The sequence below is a fragment of the Cohaesibacter sp. CAU 1516 genome (assembly GCF_005771485.1).
Classification (GTDB): domain Bacteria; phylum Pseudomonadota; class Alphaproteobacteria; order Rhizobiales; family Cohaesibacteraceae; genus Cohaesibacter; species Cohaesibacter intestini.
On sequence record NZ_VANT01000005.1, the window covers coordinates 1 to 15110 of the forward strand.

General features: G+C 55.9%; 14 protein-coding genes and 1 tRNA gene. 1 reads left to right on the forward strand and 14 read right to left on the reverse strand.

The annotated features are described in order from the left end of the window. Positions 1-101: 101 nt before the first annotated feature. A tRNA-Gln gene (locus FDK21_RS13370) sits at positions 102-175 on the forward strand. A 62-nt stretch (positions 176-237) separates the two neighbouring features. Here FDK21_RS13370 and ppsA read toward each other — a convergent pair. The 14 genes from ppsA to FDK21_RS13435 all read right to left on the reverse strand — a co-directional run bounded on the left by ppsA (position 238) and on the right by FDK21_RS13435 (position 15109). Further along, complete coding sequence (gene ppsA, locus FDK21_RS13375) at positions 238-2643, reverse strand: phosphoenolpyruvate synthase (protein ID WP_138149043.1); 2406 nt, start codon at positions 2641-2643, stop codon at positions 238-240. Between the two features lie 208 nt (positions 2644-2851). After that, a complete protein-coding gene (locus FDK21_RS20660; RefSeq protein WP_157967713.1) occupies positions 2852-3013 on the reverse strand; it encodes a hypothetical protein in 162 nt (53 codons plus the stop codon). A gap of 225 nt (positions 3014-3238) precedes the next feature. After that, the gene (gene phnN / locus FDK21_RS13380) at positions 3239-3844 is read right to left on the reverse strand and encodes a phosphonate metabolism protein/1,5-bisphosphokinase (PRPP-forming) PhnN (RefSeq protein WP_114010253.1); all 606 of its coding nucleotides are present in this window, start codon (positions 3842-3844) and stop codon (positions 3239-3241) included. Positions 3845-3894: 50 nt separating this feature from the next. Further along, positions 3895-5049: an alpha-D-ribose 1-methylphosphonate 5-triphosphate diphosphatase gene (locus tag FDK21_RS13385; protein ID WP_114010252.1), complete on the reverse strand. Its 1155-nt coding sequence runs from the start codon at positions 5047-5049 to the stop codon at positions 3895-3897. 79 nt (positions 5050-5128) lie between these two features. Next, positions 5129-5830, reverse strand: a complete 702-nt coding sequence (locus FDK21_RS13390; RefSeq protein ID WP_138149045.1) for a DUF1045 domain-containing protein — start codon at positions 5828-5830, stop codon at positions 5129-5131. Between the two features lie 53 nt (positions 5831-5883). Further along, positions 5884-7458, reverse strand: coding sequence for a phosphonate ABC transporter, permease protein PhnE (gene phnE, locus FDK21_RS13395; RefSeq protein ID WP_138149047.1), 1575 nt, complete (start codon positions 7456-7458; stop codon positions 5884-5886). A gap of 14 nt (positions 7459-7472) precedes the next feature. Next, the gene (phnE, locus tag FDK21_RS13400) at positions 7473-8441 is read right to left on the reverse strand and encodes a phosphonate ABC transporter, permease protein PhnE (RefSeq protein WP_114010250.1); all 969 of its coding nucleotides are present in this window, start codon (positions 8439-8441) and stop codon (positions 7473-7475) included. A gap of 284 nt (positions 8442-8725) precedes the next feature. Further along, positions 8726-9640: a phosphonate ABC transporter substrate-binding protein gene (gene phnD, locus FDK21_RS13405; protein WP_138149049.1), complete on the reverse strand. Its 915-nt coding sequence runs from the start codon at positions 9638-9640 to the stop codon at positions 8726-8728. 87 nt (positions 9641-9727) lie between these two features. After that, positions 9728-10573, reverse strand: a complete 846-nt coding sequence (gene phnC / locus FDK21_RS13410; protein WP_114010247.1) for a phosphonate ABC transporter ATP-binding protein — start codon at positions 10571-10573, stop codon at positions 9728-9730. A 184-nt stretch (positions 10574-10757) separates the two neighbouring features. Further along, the gene (locus tag FDK21_RS13415; protein ID WP_138149051.1) at positions 10758-11393 is read right to left on the reverse strand and encodes an acetyltransferase; all 636 of its coding nucleotides are present in this window, start codon (positions 11391-11393) and stop codon (positions 10758-10760) included. Positions 11394-11402: 9 nt separating this feature from the next. Then, a complete protein-coding gene (phnL, locus tag FDK21_RS13420; RefSeq protein ID WP_138149053.1) occupies positions 11403-12176 on the reverse strand; it encodes a phosphonate C-P lyase system protein PhnL in 774 nt (257 codons plus the stop codon). A gap of 13 nt (positions 12177-12189) precedes the next feature. Continuing rightward, a complete protein-coding gene (gene phnK / locus FDK21_RS13425; RefSeq protein ID WP_138149055.1) occupies positions 12190-13047 on the reverse strand; it encodes a phosphonate C-P lyase system protein PhnK in 858 nt (285 codons plus the stop codon). Further along, positions 13044-13970 carry an alpha-D-ribose 1-methylphosphonate 5-phosphate C-P-lyase PhnJ gene (locus tag FDK21_RS13430; protein ID WP_138149057.1) on the reverse strand — a complete coding sequence of 309 codons (927 nt, stop codon included), beginning with the start codon at positions 13968-13970 and terminating at the stop codon, positions 13044-13046. The genes phnK and FDK21_RS13430 overlap by 4 nt, the downstream gene beginning before the upstream one ends. Continuing rightward, complete coding sequence (locus tag FDK21_RS13435; RefSeq protein WP_138149059.1) at positions 13967-15109, reverse strand: carbon-phosphorus lyase complex subunit PhnI; 1143 nt, start codon at positions 15107-15109, stop codon at positions 13967-13969. Before FDK21_RS13435 ends, FDK21_RS13430 begins: the two co-directional genes overlap by 4 nt. Between the last annotated feature and the right edge of the window lies 1 nt (position 15110).

The following is a 15110-nucleotide window of genomic DNA, read 5'->3' on the forward strand; positions in this document are numbered from 1 at the left end:
CCTTGACCGCCCAAAAGGACAGAGCTAGAACGCGTCCACCAACGATTTGTAAAACATTCTACCAAATCTTGTAAAACATAGGCTTAAGCCTTTGTAATTGCTGGGGATTAGTTTAATGGTAGAACAGCGGACTCTGACTCCGTCGGTCCTGGTTCGAGTCCAGGATCCCCAGCCACTTCTCCCTTACATTGCCAGCGATCTGCCCGCTCCGGGTTTTCCTGTGCGTACAACGCATCGTTATGCTGCGCCTTGGGCTTCCTGTCCCTTCTGCTCACTTTGCGCCACTTGCAGTTTGACCGCGAGGAAGCTGTCTGGCGTGACCGAAATCGAGGATATGCCGCATTCAACCAGGAAGTCGGCAAATTCAGGATGATCACTTGGCGCTTGACCACAAAGACCAACCTTGCATCCTTTTTCACGTGCCTCTTCAATGACATGGCGGATCATCCACTTGACCGCCGCATTCTGTTCGTCAAACAGGCCCGAGAGCAACTCTGAATCCCGATCAACACCAAGGGTCAACTGGGTCAAGTCATTCGATCCAATGGAGAAGCCGTCGAAATGATCGGCATAGTCAGCCGCAAGGATGACGTTGCTTGGAATTTCGCACATGACATAGACTTCCAGTCCCTTATCACCACGTTTGAGGCCGTTGTCAGCCATAACGCCGAGCACCTTGATTGCCTCCTCAACCGTGCGGCAGAAGGGAATCATCACCACGGCATTGGTGAAGCCGAGCTCGTCCCGCAGGCGCTTGATGGCTTGGCATTCCAGTTCAAAGCCCTGCCGATAGCGTGGGGAATAGTAACGGCTGGCACCACGGAAGCCGATCATCGGATTTTCTTCGTCCAGTTCGAACTGGCGCCCGCCGAGCAGACCAGCATATTCATTGGATTTGAAGTCACTCATCCGGATGATAATCGGTTTGGGATGCGCCACCGCACACAGACGGGCAAGGCCGCGCGCGAGATTGTCGACGAAATAGTCTTTCTTGTCGGTATAATCCGCTGTCAGCGTTTCGATCCGGGCCCGTTCTTCCTCACTTTTAAGTTGGTCAAAATTCACCAAAGCCATTGGATGGACCTTAATGGTGTTGCTGACCACAAACTCCATCCGCGCCAGCCCGATGCCGTCAGATGGCAACCGCCACCAGCGCAAGGCAGTGCCGGGATTGGCCAGATTGAGCATGATCTGGGTTTTGGTTTCCGGCAGGCTCGACATGTCGAGTTCGCTTGCTTCAATCGTGGCAGTGCCGGCATAGACGATGCCTTCGTCGCCCTCGGCGCAGGACACCGTGACATCCTGCCCATCGTGGAGCAGATAGGTGGCATTGCCCACCCCGACGACGGCAGGCAGCCCAAGCTCGCGACTGACGATCGCAGCGTGGGATGTGCGCCCTCCATGGTCGGTGATAATGGCAGCGGCTCGTTTCATCACCGGGGTCCAGTCCGGGTCGGTGATTTCAGTCACCAAAATCGAACCATCGACAAAGCGATCGATATCCTTGGCGCTTTCGATCAGACATATTCGACCGGTGACTGCCCCGTCCCCAATGGCCAGTCCCTTGCACAGGACTTCACCGCGCTCGCTGAGGCTATAGGTCTTGATGCTGTTGCCTTCGCGGCGGGACTGGATGGTTTCCGGTCGGGCCTGCAGGATGAACAGCTCGCCCGTCAGGCCATCCTTGCCCCATTCCATATCCATGGCACAACCATAGTGCTTCTCGATCTGAACCGCCCAGCGGGCAAGCTGCAACAGGTCATCATCACCAAGGACATAGGCATCGCGTTCCTTGCGCGAAGTGGACACGTTGCGGGTTGGATGCTCGGCGTCGCCAAAGACCATCTTGATGGCCTTCTCACCCTTTCTGCGCTCAATGACCGGCGTCACCCTTTCATCTGCAAGGAAAGGTTTGAAGAGCTGGTATTCATCCGGGTCAACGGCGCCCTGTACGACATTTTCCCCCAGGCCCCATGCGGCATTGATCAGCACCACCTTGTCAAAGCCGGTGTCAGTATCGATGGAGAACATCACGCCTGAACTGCCCAGATCGGTGCGGACCATGCGCTGAACACCGATGGAGAGCGCAACCTTCATGTGATCAAAGCCATTCAGTTGCCGATAGCTTAGGGCCCGGTCGGTAAAGAGTGAAGCATAGCAACGGCGGCAGGCACGCAGAACCGCATCGGCCCCCTGAACATTGAGGAAGGTTTCCTGTTGGCCGGCAAAACTGGCGTCTGGCAGATCTTCTGCCGTGGCACTTGAGCGCACGGCAACCGAAAGATCATCCTGTCCTGCTTCGCGTTCCAGCCCTCGATAGGCAGTCGTGATTGACTGCGCGACATCCTGAGGCCAGTCACCGCGCAGGAACAGGTCCCGAACGGCGCGCCCGGTCTCAGCCAAGCAGGTCTTGCCCGACTGCCATTCATCGAGACAGTTGGCCATCTTGCTGCGAATATTGTTGAATTCTACATAGGACCAATAGGCATCGGCGCTGGTTGCAAAGCCTGACGGGACTGCAATGCCCTCTGCTGCAAGTTGCGATATCATTTCACCAAGTGACGCATTCTTGCCGCCAACGATGGAGACATCGTCACGTCTGAGATGTCTGAAATCCAACACAAGAGTTCTTGTTTTGTTCATAACCCAATCTCCTCACGTTGGCGTTGTTTCCTTCCGAATGCTTGGGGCGTGAGACTAGGATTTAAGCGCGTGCGGAGAGCGCGCTATCGGCTTCACGTCATGCAAAGCCATGGAAGGTCTTTCCGCTATACAGAATAGCATTTTTCGCAAGGCTTCGGTATGCGGCATCAGTTGTAGAAGCACAAATGAGCGACAGACCTGGAGCGCCTTAACCAAACAGGATCTTGGCGACAGGCCAGGTGGTGGTGACGACGATGCCAAGCACCGAACCAAAAACAAAGCGGGAAACCGGGGTGCTCAACAGCGGAGCAATCATCGCCAGAACGCCAAACAAGGCAGCAAAATAGGCGAGCATCGTGTTACTGACCATCGTCGGTGCCTCCTGATGCGGAACAGTGAACGCCGTCATGCTAGATAGCATCGGGCGCGTTTGGATCGCATCATTATAGGCAAGCTCGCATCTGGTAAAAAGGTTTGAAATCGGCATCTTGAAGACAGAGCTTCGCAATCGATAACCCTGCTGGAGCAATTTAAACCAAATTGTAGCAAAATGCAGCGCCACTCCAGATGGAGCATTTTCCAACAGATTGGGCGATCAGGCAGGATTCTCCGCCCAGTCCAGCAACATATCAACGAAGACTTGACCGGCAGCTTCAATGTCACCGGAATTGTCGAGATGAATGGTTTCCTCGTCAAACAGATCTTCGGCTTCAAGCTTCTTGGTCCGCGCGATGCGCTGACGGATCTCATCTGCATTTTCCCGCCCGCGGGCAGACAATCGCTGGACCAGAATGTCAGGTTCAACCGTCAGATTGATCACATGGAAATGGGGAAACTGGTCGCGCAGCACCGGTATGGTCTTGCGTGAGCCATTGGCAATGGCCACACCGCCAGTCTGCAAATGAGCGAGCAAACTGGCTGGCAGACCATAATAGAGTCCGTGCGCACCCCAGGAAATGACGAATTGCCCTTGCATTTCCGCCTTCTGGAAAGCCGCAACGCTCATGCTTTCATGATCTTCGCTGGGATCGCCATTTGATCGGGTGATACAGCGACGGACGAAGAGAATGCGAGGATCATCTTTCAAGGTTTCTCTGGCATAGTTCAGCACACTGTCCTTGCCAGAGCCACTAGGCCCCACCAGCAACACAAGCGTGCCATATCCTGCTTCACTCAGGTCATGCATGCCAAGCTCGTTCATTGCGATCTCCGTACCCTTCCCTCATCTTGCATTCTCAATTGTCATCGCACTCAGACAATGCGTTGTCCCTTGCGCCAGACCTGCCGGATCACTGGCGTGTTGCCCGATTTGCGGACATGAACCAGATCGCCCCGTTTGCCGATTTCAATAGCACCGCGATCATCCAAACCCGTAGCCTGAGCCGGATTGTGGGTGATCATACGCACAGATTCCGGCAACGAGATGGCGTGATCGTCATCGGCAAGCATGAAGGCGGCCTGAACCAGTGACATCGGAATATAGTCTGAAGAGAGAATATCCAAAACCCTTTCTTTGACCAAGTCTGCCGCAGCGATATTCCCAGAATGTGAACCGCCACGCACAACATTTGGTGCCCCCATCAGAACAGCAAGACCTGCGTCATGGGACGCCTTGGCCGCTTCCATGGTGGTCGGGAACTCCGCAACGTGAATATCCTGGGCGATTGCCTCCTCGACATGAGCAATGGTCGCGTCATCGTGAGAGGCAAGGATCAGGCCCCTTTGCTGACAAATTTCGGCGATGGCATTGCGGTGTTTGTCGGAGTTGCGGGCAGAGGCTTCCATTCGGCGCTGACAGAACAGATCAAATTCATCATCCGTCATTTTCAGCTTGCCTTTGTAATAGATCGCATAGGCCTCAAGCTGGGCAAATTGACGCTGCCCCGGCGCATGGTCCATCACAGAAATCAGCTTGACCAACGGGTAATTATCAAACTGATGGAAGGCGGTGATACAGTCGTCGGCAGAGACTTCGCAACGCAAGTGCAGGAAGTGATCGGCCCGCAATGTGTCTTCCTCGACACCGCGATGGAAGGCGTCAGCAAGGGCTTTCATGTCCTCGTAGGTCAGGTCGGCATCGGAATCGAGCCCCACACGCAAGGCATCAAACACGGTGGTGATGCCGGAAGAGGCAATCTGGGCATCATGGGCCAACACCGCAGCCATCGGGTTCCAGCGGACTTTCGGACGCGGGGCATAATGGCCTTCCACATGGTCGGTATGCAGCTCAACAAAGCCCGGCAGCAAATAATCGCCTTGCAGATCATAAGCCATGCTTTCCAATGGCTCCGGCAGCTCACCTTCCGAGATATCGCAGATGATGCCGTCCTTGACATGGACATGGCCGCGCAGGATTTCGTCTTTCAGTACGATTTGCGCGTCTTTTAAAATGAGGTCTCGGTTCATGTCGAACGTCTTTCCTAAGTGGGGCAAGGTCACCCGCATTGAACAAATCGGCAGCCACAAATGGCGCGATCCCTTGGCGTCAGGCTGAGCCAGAACCAAGAGGAAACTGGTGAAGCACCTTGAAGGGTGCACCGCGCTCAGCCTCAACAAACAGCGAGAGGGCCGAGACGGATTGAGGAACCCTCAGGACAGTTTCAAAATGACGATTGGCCGCCTGTTCGAACCGGTCCGCCAACTCCTCGGAGATCGGGTCAGACAGGGTCATGTGGAAGCGAAAATCATCAAAGATATAGGGATAGCCCCAAGTCATCAGATTGTCCCGCTGGCTGTCGCTTAGCCTTTCGGGCTTGCGGCGGGCAATGTCATGGGCATCGAGCGGTGCGCGAAAGGGATCAAAGTCGCGCACCAGACTGGAGGCCAGTGCCTTGAGATCATCGCTTGGGCGTTCTGTGCGCAGGGCAAAGAAAGGACCAAGCCGCCCGACCTCGAACATTGGCAGCGTGAAGGATTTCAGGCCCGCCGCATAGGTATCGAGTGCCTGTACGAGTTGATCGATGCTGGTGCCCGGTGCCAGTTCAAAGGGGGCTTTCAGTGTGCCATGAAACCCATAGCGTCGCGGAGAGGCTGTCATGGCATCAAAGGCCTCACGCGACTGTCCGTCCATCAGAGAAGGACGATCAATGTCGCCACCACCAAAGGCATCCCGACCGAGCCAGATTGCGGCAGCTTCGGTCAGAGGATCATCTTTTGGTGGAGCGAAGAAGAGAGCGTAGCGCGGCACAGCGGTTTCCTTTGGGGCTTTGGATGAGTCTTCAGGCGGCGGGCAGCCGGTGCCTAGCTTTTGGTGAGCATGGCACGCAGCTTTCCTGAAATATTATCGAAGACATAGACAACAATAAGGATAAGGATAACCATGTAGAACACATTCTCCCAATCCTGATTGGTGCGCATGGCTTCCCACAGTTTGAGGCCGATGCCCCCTGCCCCGACAGCGCCGATGATGGTGGCCGAGCGGGTGTTGGATTCCCAGAAATAGAGCGACTGGGACAGAAAGACCGGCAGAACCTGCGGCACCACCCCATAGCGCTGAACCAGCACCGGATTGGCCCCCAGCGACTTGACACCCTCACGCTGTTTGTCGTCGATATTTTCCAGCGCTTCGGAATAGAGTTTGCCCAGCGTACCAGTATCGGTGAAGAAGATGGCCGACATGCCCGCAAGAGGCCCCGGACCAAAGGCTCGGGTGAAGAACAAAGCCCAAATCAACATGTCCACCGAGCGCAGGAAGTCGAACAGACGTTTGATCAACTGGTTGCCAAGACGGTTCGGGGTGATGTTGCGCGCGGCGAGAAAGGCCATCGGAAAGGCCAGAAACGTCGCGAACAAAGTCCCGACAAAGGCCATGACGATGGTTTGCAGCAGCTTGATCCAGACATCTCCATGTTGCCATTCCGCATTGTTGATGATGTTGTCCATAGCCAGCGACAGGTTGGACATCTCGGGTTTGATCCGATCGCCGGAGGAGATCAGCGCCATCACTTCGCCAAAGCTCTTGTTCCAGTAAGGTGAATTGGTGTCGAAGATGAAATTCTCCCAACCAAGGAAGCGGCGGCGGATTTTCACCTCGTCATTTTCAACCTCAATGCGGCCGTCAACCCCAAACTGGGCGATGATCTTACCATCTTCATATTTCTGCGTGGCCCAGTCTGGAAGCGCCCCACGCGCCCGCACGCGTTCATCCTGGACAATGTCAATGACAAGGGTCTCCTCACCGCGCACAAGGGTGACAAGATCCGGTTCAACTTGAACCACACCGGAGCCGATGGCGACTTCGGCATAGACCGTTTCTTCGCGGCGTTCTGGTTTGGCTTCGATGGTGGTCGTCGCGCTCGGCGTTGCCGGATTGGTGGCGGTTGGTGCGCTTGGGGCCATGAAGCTGATCACGGGTTCCTTTGCCGGTGTCTTGGCCGGAGCAACCGGATTGTCCGCTGTGCCAGCCCCCGGCGCCATGAAGCTGAAGGCCTCGGCGGGTTTTGCTGCGGTATTTGTCTCTTCTGCTTTTGCCGGTTTGATATCGATGATCTTGCGGGTCTCGGTAATCCAGCTTGGATGCGGGTCCTTACCCAAGGGCGAGAAACGTGGAAACTCGACCTTGATGAAGCCATCATCAAACTCGACATCCGGGCGCACTTCATAGGACACCCAATCGGCAAGATAGGAACCGGCAATGCCCCAGTTGCCATTGTTCAGGACCTGCCCGATCTGGAAAAACTGCCAAGCAAAGATCAGATAGACAATGATGCCGACCGAAATGATCCAGCCGCGAAAACGTTTCACCCAGTTGGCTCTAAAAACGTCCGGATGGCGGGTCATAACGGCGTCGAGCTGAGAAGCGGTTAAAGTGGTCATTGTCTTGTCTCCTCTTAAATGCTGCCGCCAAAGGCGAAGGCCTGATCACCGACAATCTTCTTGCGAAGCCATGCGGAAAATTGGTCGATGGCGATGATCGTGACAAACAGGAGCAGGACGATGGCCAAGGTCTTGGCTTCATGGCCACGGGAAATGGAAAGACGCAAGGCTTCTCCGATGCCACCGCCGCCAACGGCACCGATGATGGTGGAGGCGCGGACATTGATTTCGAGGCGCAGCAATCCGTAGGACAGGAAGTTGGGCAGGATCTGCGGCACGATGCCGAACCAGACCCGCTCGACCCAGCTGCCGCCTACCGCCCGCAAGCCCTCGTCGGCCTTCATGTCAGCATTCTCAACCACCTCAAAGAACATCTTGCCAAGCGAGCCGATGGTATGGATCGACACAGCGATCATCGCCGGGATTGCACCAAGGGTCAGCACCGCGACAAAGAAGCCTGCAATCACAATCTCCGGGAAGGCGCGCAGAACTTCAAGGATGCGACGCACCACGAAGCGCAGCCATTTCCGGGTGGTGAGGTTCGATGCAGCAAGGAAGCAAAGAATAAAGCCGAAAAAGAAGCCGATCAGGGTTGAGACGATCGCGATGTTGATCGTCTCCAGCATCTTGTAGAAATATTCCGGCAGATAGAGGCTTTCGGTCAGATAGATCCGACCTTCGGGATAGTTGTATTTCAACGATCCGTCCGCGTAAGGCGTGTCGAGATCAAACAAGGCACGCCAGATCTCTAGTCCGTCGCGGGGCACCATATCCAAAAAGAAATCGAAAAAGTAAGGCAATCGGTCGAAGAACTTACCCGCATTGGTTTCGTTGGCGAACCAGAGCGAGGAAAGCAAGGCGACCAGCAATATCCCAACCGACAACAGGGTGTAGGTGCGGCGCTTGCGGTTGAGGTCCTGCCAATGGCGCTCAACAGTCTTGTTGCTTTCCGACAAGGGGATCGTGGGCGTCATGTTTGTCATGTCTTCACCGAACTAAAGAAAAAGCGTCCAGAGCAGTCTCGCCTAGATGGTCAGCGAGCTGGTTCCGGATCAGCGCACAAAACTGGAGATGGTTGCCGAACGATCAGCTGAGCCGCTGATGCCATCGCACAAAAGGAAAAGCGCAATCAGGCATCTGCCTGATTGTTGCCAGCCTCTTCATCCACCTGATGTGCATTTGAGAGTTGCGATGGGTCCGGACATGCTCCGCACCCATCATTTCATTTCCAGTCATCCATTCTCAAAGCTTTGAGAATGCGATCCAGTTAAGAACCGATTTTTGCCTTACGAGCAGCAATGATGGCTTGGTAGAACTCTTCATTGACTTCGGTGAAGCCTTTGTAATCGCCGCCCTGGATGGCAGAGAAGCAATCCTGGTTGGATTCTGGCAGAGCCATCATGAAGGCTTTGAATTTGGCTTTGGTGTCGTCGCTGAGGGTCGAGCGCACAACGATCGGGCCATTCGGGATCAGTGGGGACTGCCACAGCTGAACCAGATCACCCATGTCGAGGATGCCTTTATCGACCATTTTCTTCAGGTTGCCAGAGGTGTAACCATCTTCGAATTTGCCAACGCCGGAAGACCAGGTGGTGCCAGCATCGAAGTTGCCTTTGACCACTTCGAGAACAAGGTTTTCATGACCACCGCCAAAGCCGGTGTCACCGAAATATTCCTTGATCTGACCACCAATAGCAGCAGGCAGGGTGACAGATGGGACAAGGAAACCGGAGGTGGAATCCGGATCGGCGAAACCGAGTTTTTTGCCCTTCATGTCTTCCAGCTTGGACATGCCGGAATCCTTGCGAGCAACCATGACGGAATAGTAGCCGGTCGACCCATCGGTCTGAACGGTGGTCAGGATTGGCTCAACGGCCTTTGGATCTTTCAAATACACTTTGGCATAGCCGGAAGCGCCAAGCTCTGCATAATCAAGGGTGCCGCCGAGCAGGCCCTGAATCACGCCGTCATAGTCGGCAGCGGGGAAAAGGGAAACCTTTTCAACGCCGATGGCAGCAGGCAGGGCATCAACGAGGCACTGGAAGTTGCGCAGACGGTCCGCTTCGTTTTCACCACCCAAAATGCCGATGCGGAATTCTTTTTCAGCGGCAAAGGAAGGCGCAGCGGCACCGGCTGCCAGAGCAGCCACGGAAACGGCGGCAAGAATTGCTTTTTTAAACATGTTCGTGTCTCCTGGTTTCAACCGGCTTAGCCGGTGTCATCCCTGTTGTTAAATCGAAGATTTTTGGTTCGTTCACTGTTGGCCTATTCACGCTGGCGAAGCGATCTCGGCTGCAGCCATTGACGCGACCGGGGCGACGGCTGGCTCGAAAGATTCCTTGATGGAGGTCGAAGTGATGGCTTCGGAGATTTCGGCATCTTCCAAAGAGCCGTAAATCATCTTCACCGCATCATTGGTCAGCTCAGAGGATGGGCCATCGAACACCACACGGCCCTGATACATGCCGATGATCCGCTGACAGTAGGCACGCGCCGTATCAAGGGTATGCAGATTGGTCACCACCGTGATGCCGTCCCGCTCATTGATATCCTTGAGGCTGTCCATCACGATCTGCGCATTGAGCGGATCAAGGGATGCAATCGGCTCGTCTGCCAAGATGACCTTGGGACTCTGCATCAAGGCGCGCGCAATGGCGACACGCTGCTGCTGACCACCGGACAAGGTCCCTGCCCGCTGCAAGGCGGTTTGCTCAATGCCCAGTCGCTCAAGTGCGATCAGGGCTTCGGCCCGCTCTTGCCTTGTAAAGATGTTAAACAGATTAAGCAGCGTGTTGCGATGATTGAGACGGCCCAACAGCACGTTGGTCAACACGTCGAGCCGTGGCACCAGATTGAACTGCTGGAAGATCATGGCGCAATCGCGCTGCCAATCGCGCAACTCACGCCCCTTGATCGACGAGACCTTTTTGTCATCACAGGAGATCGCGCCTTCGGACGGGTCAATGAGGCGGTTGATCATCCGCAACAGGGTCGACTTGCCCGCCCCAGAGCGTCCAATGATCCCAACCATCTGGCCTTGTGGAATGGTCACTGTGACGGAGTCAACGGCTGTATTGGTGCCGAAGCGGCGTGTCACATTGGTCAATTCCAGCATCTGGTTTTCTCCCGCAAGCGCCAAGCAATGCGCTTTGAATTGTTCGTTTCGATCTGGCGAACATCTACGAATTCTTTGTGAAAGGCGCATGTAAAGCATGTTTCAGTTGTGTGACAGGCGATGCTTTCCTGCGGATAAACCTTCAAAACAAATAGCCGTTTGATCAGGAATAATGCCGTTGCAATCAGCGCTCGTAACGCGCCAAAAACGCATCAATTTGAAGATTGCGAAAATCTTCCAGCGCAGCGCGCAAATCCTCGTGGGGCCAGTCCCACCAAGCCAATGCAATCAAACGTTTGGCGATCTCTAGAGGGAAGCGTTCGCGGATGAGGCGGGCAGGTACGCCACCGACGATGGCATAATCAGGCACGTCTTTTGAGACCACCGCCCCTGCCCCGATCACCGCCCCATGACCAACGCGCACACCGGGCAGGATGGTTGCCCCATGACCGATCCAGACATCGTGGTCGATCCGGACCTTGTTATCGCGACGCCAGGCGAAAAAGTCCTGATCCATATCTGCATCCGCAAAATAGTCTGACGCGCGATAGGTAAAATGATGCTGGGTGGCACGCCATGTGGGGTGATTGGTGGCATTGATGCGCACCGCATTGGCGATATTGGCAAACTTGCCAATCTCTGCATGCCATATGTCGCAATCCAGCATCACATAGGAATAGTCGCCCATGGTCGTCTCGGCGATGCGGCTACGGTCGGCGACCTCCGTGTAACGACCAAGCAGGCTGTCGCTGACTTTGGCTGTCTCATGGATCAAAGGGTCGACACCAAGGCGGGTTTTATTGGTCAGGTGGTCCGGCATGATCGTTCCTTATGCGCTTGTGGCTCCGACCAGATTGTCTCTGGCTTGCTCTGTCTGCAGTTGGGCATTGGTGGCAAAGCTCGAGACATCAATGATCTGGTCCGCGATGGCGTCACGAACATCGGCATCGTGAAAAATGCCGAGCAGTGCGACATTCTTGGCTTTCTTTTCTTCGATCAGATCAATGACAATCGCGCGGTTGGCGGCATCAAGCGAGGCCGTTGGCTCATCAAGCAGCAGGATCGGGTGATCGGTGAGGAAACCACGGGCAATGTTGACCCTTTGCTGTTCGCCACCGGAGAAAGTGGCAGGCGGAAGTTGCCAGAGCTTTTCAGGCAGATTGAGCCGCGCAAGCATCGCGCAGGCCCGCTCGCGGGCTTCCGCCACATCCGCGCCTTGGGCAACCAGCGGCTCGGCTGCGACATCCATGGCCGAGACACGGGGCATGGCGCGCAAAAACTGGCTGACATAGCCGATGGTTTCGCGGCGGACCGACAGGATGGTGCGCGGATCGGCGGTGGCAAGATCCACCATCTTGTCACGGTGACAGGTCAGGATCTGGCCCTGATTGACCGCGTAATTGCCGTAAATCATTTTCAGGATCGAGCTTTTGCCAACCCCGGACGGGCCACCGAGCACGGCGCATTGGCCCGCATGGAGCACCAGATTGACCCGCGAGACCACGGGAATGGTGATCGAGCCACGCAAATGCATGACGAAGCTTTTGGCAACGTTGGTGACGATCAACGGCGTTGCCTTCATCTCATGGTTGGGAGACGTCATCAATCGAGCCTTTCTAGACCTGCAGGATGGAAGAAATGAGTAGCTGGGTGTAAGGCGCTTGCGGATCATCCAGCACCCGATCGGTGAGACCGGTTTCGATGACCCGGCCACCTTTCATCACCACCATGCGGTGGGACAGCAGACGGGCGACTGCCAGATCGTGGGTGACGACAATCGCCGCCAGCCCCAATTCGGCCACCAGACCGCGCATCAAATCGAGCAACCGAGCCTGTACCGACACATCGAGACCGCCGGTTGGTTCATCCATAAAGATGAGACGCGGACCGGTGACCAGATTGCGGGCGATCTGCAGGCGCTGGCGCATACCGCCGGAAAAGGCGCGAGGTTCGTCGTCGATGCGATCGGCGGAGATTTCCACCTGTTCGAGCCAATCGGTCGCGGTCTGGCGGATATCGCCATAATGGCGCTGACCGATGGCCATCAGCCTTTCGCCGACATTGGCACCGGCAGAGACCGTCATGCGCAGTCCGTCGGCGGGATTTTGATGAACAAAGCCCCAATCGGTGCGCATCAGAAAACGCTTTTCGGCTTCACCCAGCCGGAAGACCTCGCGCATCGCCCCATCGCGCATGCGGTAATTGACCATGCCGGAGGTTGGCGTCAGGCGGGTGGAGATGCAGTTGAGCAAGGTGGTTTTACCTGACCCGGACTCGCCGACAATGGCCAGCACTTCGCCGGGCCAGAGATCAAAGCTGATCTCTTCACAGCCAACGCGTCGGCCATAATATTTGCTGACCGAGCGGACCTGCAGCAAAGGCTCTTCATTGAGGTCCGTCGGGCGCTGGGCAACCAGCGAGGATTTGGCCTCGAACTCTTTGCCATGGAATTGGGAGGAGTGTGGCTGGCTCATGCTGGCACCTCTTGATCATGGTTGGCATCTGGTGCCATCGGGCCGCGGAAACCCTGTGCACGGCGGTCTTCGCAATAATCACTGTCGGAGCAGACAAACATCCGCTCGCCCTTGTCATCGAGAATGACCTCATCGAGATAGACGCCTGTGCCGCCACACAGAGCGCATGGCTCCTCGAAGGCCTGAATTTCAAAGGGATAATCTTCAAAATCGAGGCTGACGACATCGGTATAGGGCGGGATGGCATAAATGCGCATTTCGCGCCCGGCGCCATAAAGCTGCAGGGCTTCCATCTGATGCATTTTCGGATTGTCGAATTTCGGGGTCGGCGACGGATCCATCACATAGCGCCCCTTCACTTTGACCGGATAGGCATAGTTGGTGGCGATATGCCCCTTCTGGGCGATATCCTCATAGAGCTTCACATGCATCAGGCCATAATCCTCGACCGCATGCATTTTGCGGGTCTCGGTCTCTCGCGGCTCAAGGAAGCGCAGAGGCTCGGGGATTGGCACCTGAAAGACAATCACCTGATCTTCGCTCAAGGGCTCTTCGGGGATACGGTGACGGGTCTGAATGACGCTGGCCGCTTTGGTCTGGGTGGTGGTCTCAACCCGGGCCATCTTGGCAAAGAAGGCGCGAATGGAGACCGCGTTGGTTGTATCGTCCGACCCCTGATCGATGACCTTCAAGACATCATCTGGCCCAAGGATCGAGGCGGTCACCTGCACCCCACCGGTGCCCCAGCCATAGGGCATGGGCATTTCGCGGCTGGCAAAGGGCACCTGATAGCCGGGAATGGCAATGCCCTTGAGGATCGCTCGGCGGATCATCCGCTTGGTCTGTTCATCGAGATAGGCGAAATTGTAATTGGCAATTGCGCTTGGGTCGGAAAGGCTCGTGATGCTCGCTTTATTGCTCATTGTGCCGCCTCCTGATCGCTGTCTGCCTGCGCCGGATTGGCATCAGGATTGTGGTTGGCGTAGAATTCGGCCTGCATCTGGCGCACCAGCTTCAGCTCGGCCTGAAAATCGACATAGTGCGGCAGCTTCAAATGCTCGACGAAGCCGGTGGCCTGCACATTGTCGGAATGGGAAATGACAAATTCCTCATCCTGCGCTGGTGCGATGATGTCTTCGCCAAATTCGTCGGACCGCAAGGCGCGGTCACACAGGGCCATGGACATGGATTTGCGCTCCGACTGGCCAAAGACCAGACCATAGCCGCGGGTGAATTGTGGTGGCGCGGTGCGTGAGCCCTTGAACTGGTTGACCATCTGGCATTCGCTGACCTGAATGCGACCAATGGAGACCGCAAAGCCCAGCTCTGGCACGTCGACCATAACATCCACCTCGCCAATGCGGATTTCGCCAGCGAAGGGGTGGTTGCGGCCATAGCCGCGCTGGGTGGAATAGCCAAGCGCCAACAAAAAGCCCTCATCGCCACGGGACAAGGCTTGGAGGCGCTGGTCACGGGTGAGCGGGAAATCGAGCGGTTTGCGGGTGATGTCGCCTGGCTCTGGCCAGTCTTGCTTGCCCTCTGGCAGCACGCCATCGGGTTCCATCAGGCCTTCACCGGCAATCAGATCAGAAACGCGCGGCATGGCTTCGGCGTCATCGGCCAGTTCGGCCGTTTGGGGGGCTGAGACTTCCTCGTCCCCTGCCAAAGCCGGGTCCAGCAAACGGTGGGTATAGTCAAAGGTTGGTCCAAGAATCTGGCCACCGGGCAAATCCTTGAAGGTCGCGGAAATGCGGCGCTGGATTTGCATGGCGCTGGTGTCAATCGGCTCGGAATAGCCAAAGCGTGGCAAGGTGGTGCGGTAGGCGCGGGTGAGGAAGATGGCTTCGATCAGATCGCCGCGGGCCTGTTTGATGGCCAGTGACGCCAGTTCGCGATCATAAAGCGCCCCTTCGCTCATCACCCGATCAACGGCCAGAGACAATTGCTCTGAAATTTGGTCAAGCGATAGGGCATCGACATCGCGATCCCCCCGGCGGCGGTCGGCCAGCAATTGGTGCGCGGCCTTGATGGCGGTTTCCCCGCCCTTTACGGCAACATACATA

Bases quoted from the DNA above. Each gene is read 5' to 3' on its own strand.
- phnN (WP_114010253.1), bottom strand. From the start codon at position 3,844: ATGAACGAGCTTGGCATGCATGACCTGAGTGAAGCAGGATATGGCACG.
- ppsA (WP_138149043.1), bottom strand. From the start codon at position 2,643: ATGAACAAAACAAGAACTCTTGTGTTGGATTTCAGACATCTCAGACGT.
- FDK21_RS13415 (WP_138149051.1), bottom strand. From the start codon at position 11,393: ATGCCGGACCACCTGACCAATAAAACCCGCCTTGGTGTCGACCCTTTG.
- FDK21_RS13435 (WP_138149059.1), bottom strand. From the start codon at position 15,109: ATGTATGTTGCCGTAAAGGGCGGGGAAACCGCCATCAAGGCCGCGCAC.
- phnC (WP_114010247.1), bottom strand. From the start codon at position 10,573: ATGCTGGAATTGACCAATGTGACACGCCGCTTCGGCACCAATACAGCC.
- phnD (WP_138149049.1), bottom strand. From the start codon at position 9,640: ATGTTTAAAAAAGCAATTCTTGCCGCCGTTTCCGTGGCTGCTCTGGCA.
- phnL (WP_138149053.1), bottom strand. From the start codon at position 12,176: ATGACGTCTCCCAACCATGAGATGAAGGCAACGCCGTTGATCGTCACC.
- phnE (WP_114010250.1), bottom strand. From the start codon at position 8,441: ATGACAAACATGACGCCCACGATCCCCTTGTCGGAAAGCAACAAGACT.
- phnE (WP_138149047.1), bottom strand. From the start codon at position 7,458: ATGACCACTTTAACCGCTTCTCAGCTCGACGCCGTTATGACCCGCCAT.
- FDK21_RS13385 (WP_114010252.1), bottom strand. From the start codon at position 5,049: ATGAACCGAGACCTCATTTTAAAAGACGCGCAAATCGTACTGAAAGAC.
- phnK (WP_138149055.1), bottom strand. From the start codon at position 13,047: ATGAGCCAGCCACACTCCTCCCAATTCCATGGCAAAGAGTTCGAGGCC.
- FDK21_RS13430 (WP_138149057.1), bottom strand. From the start codon at position 13,970: ATGAGCAATAAAGCGAGCATCACGAGCCTTTCCGACCCAAGCGCAATT.
- FDK21_RS20660 (WP_157967713.1), bottom strand. From the start codon at position 3,013: ATGGTCAGTAACACGATGCTCGCCTATTTTGCTGCCTTGTTTGGCGTT.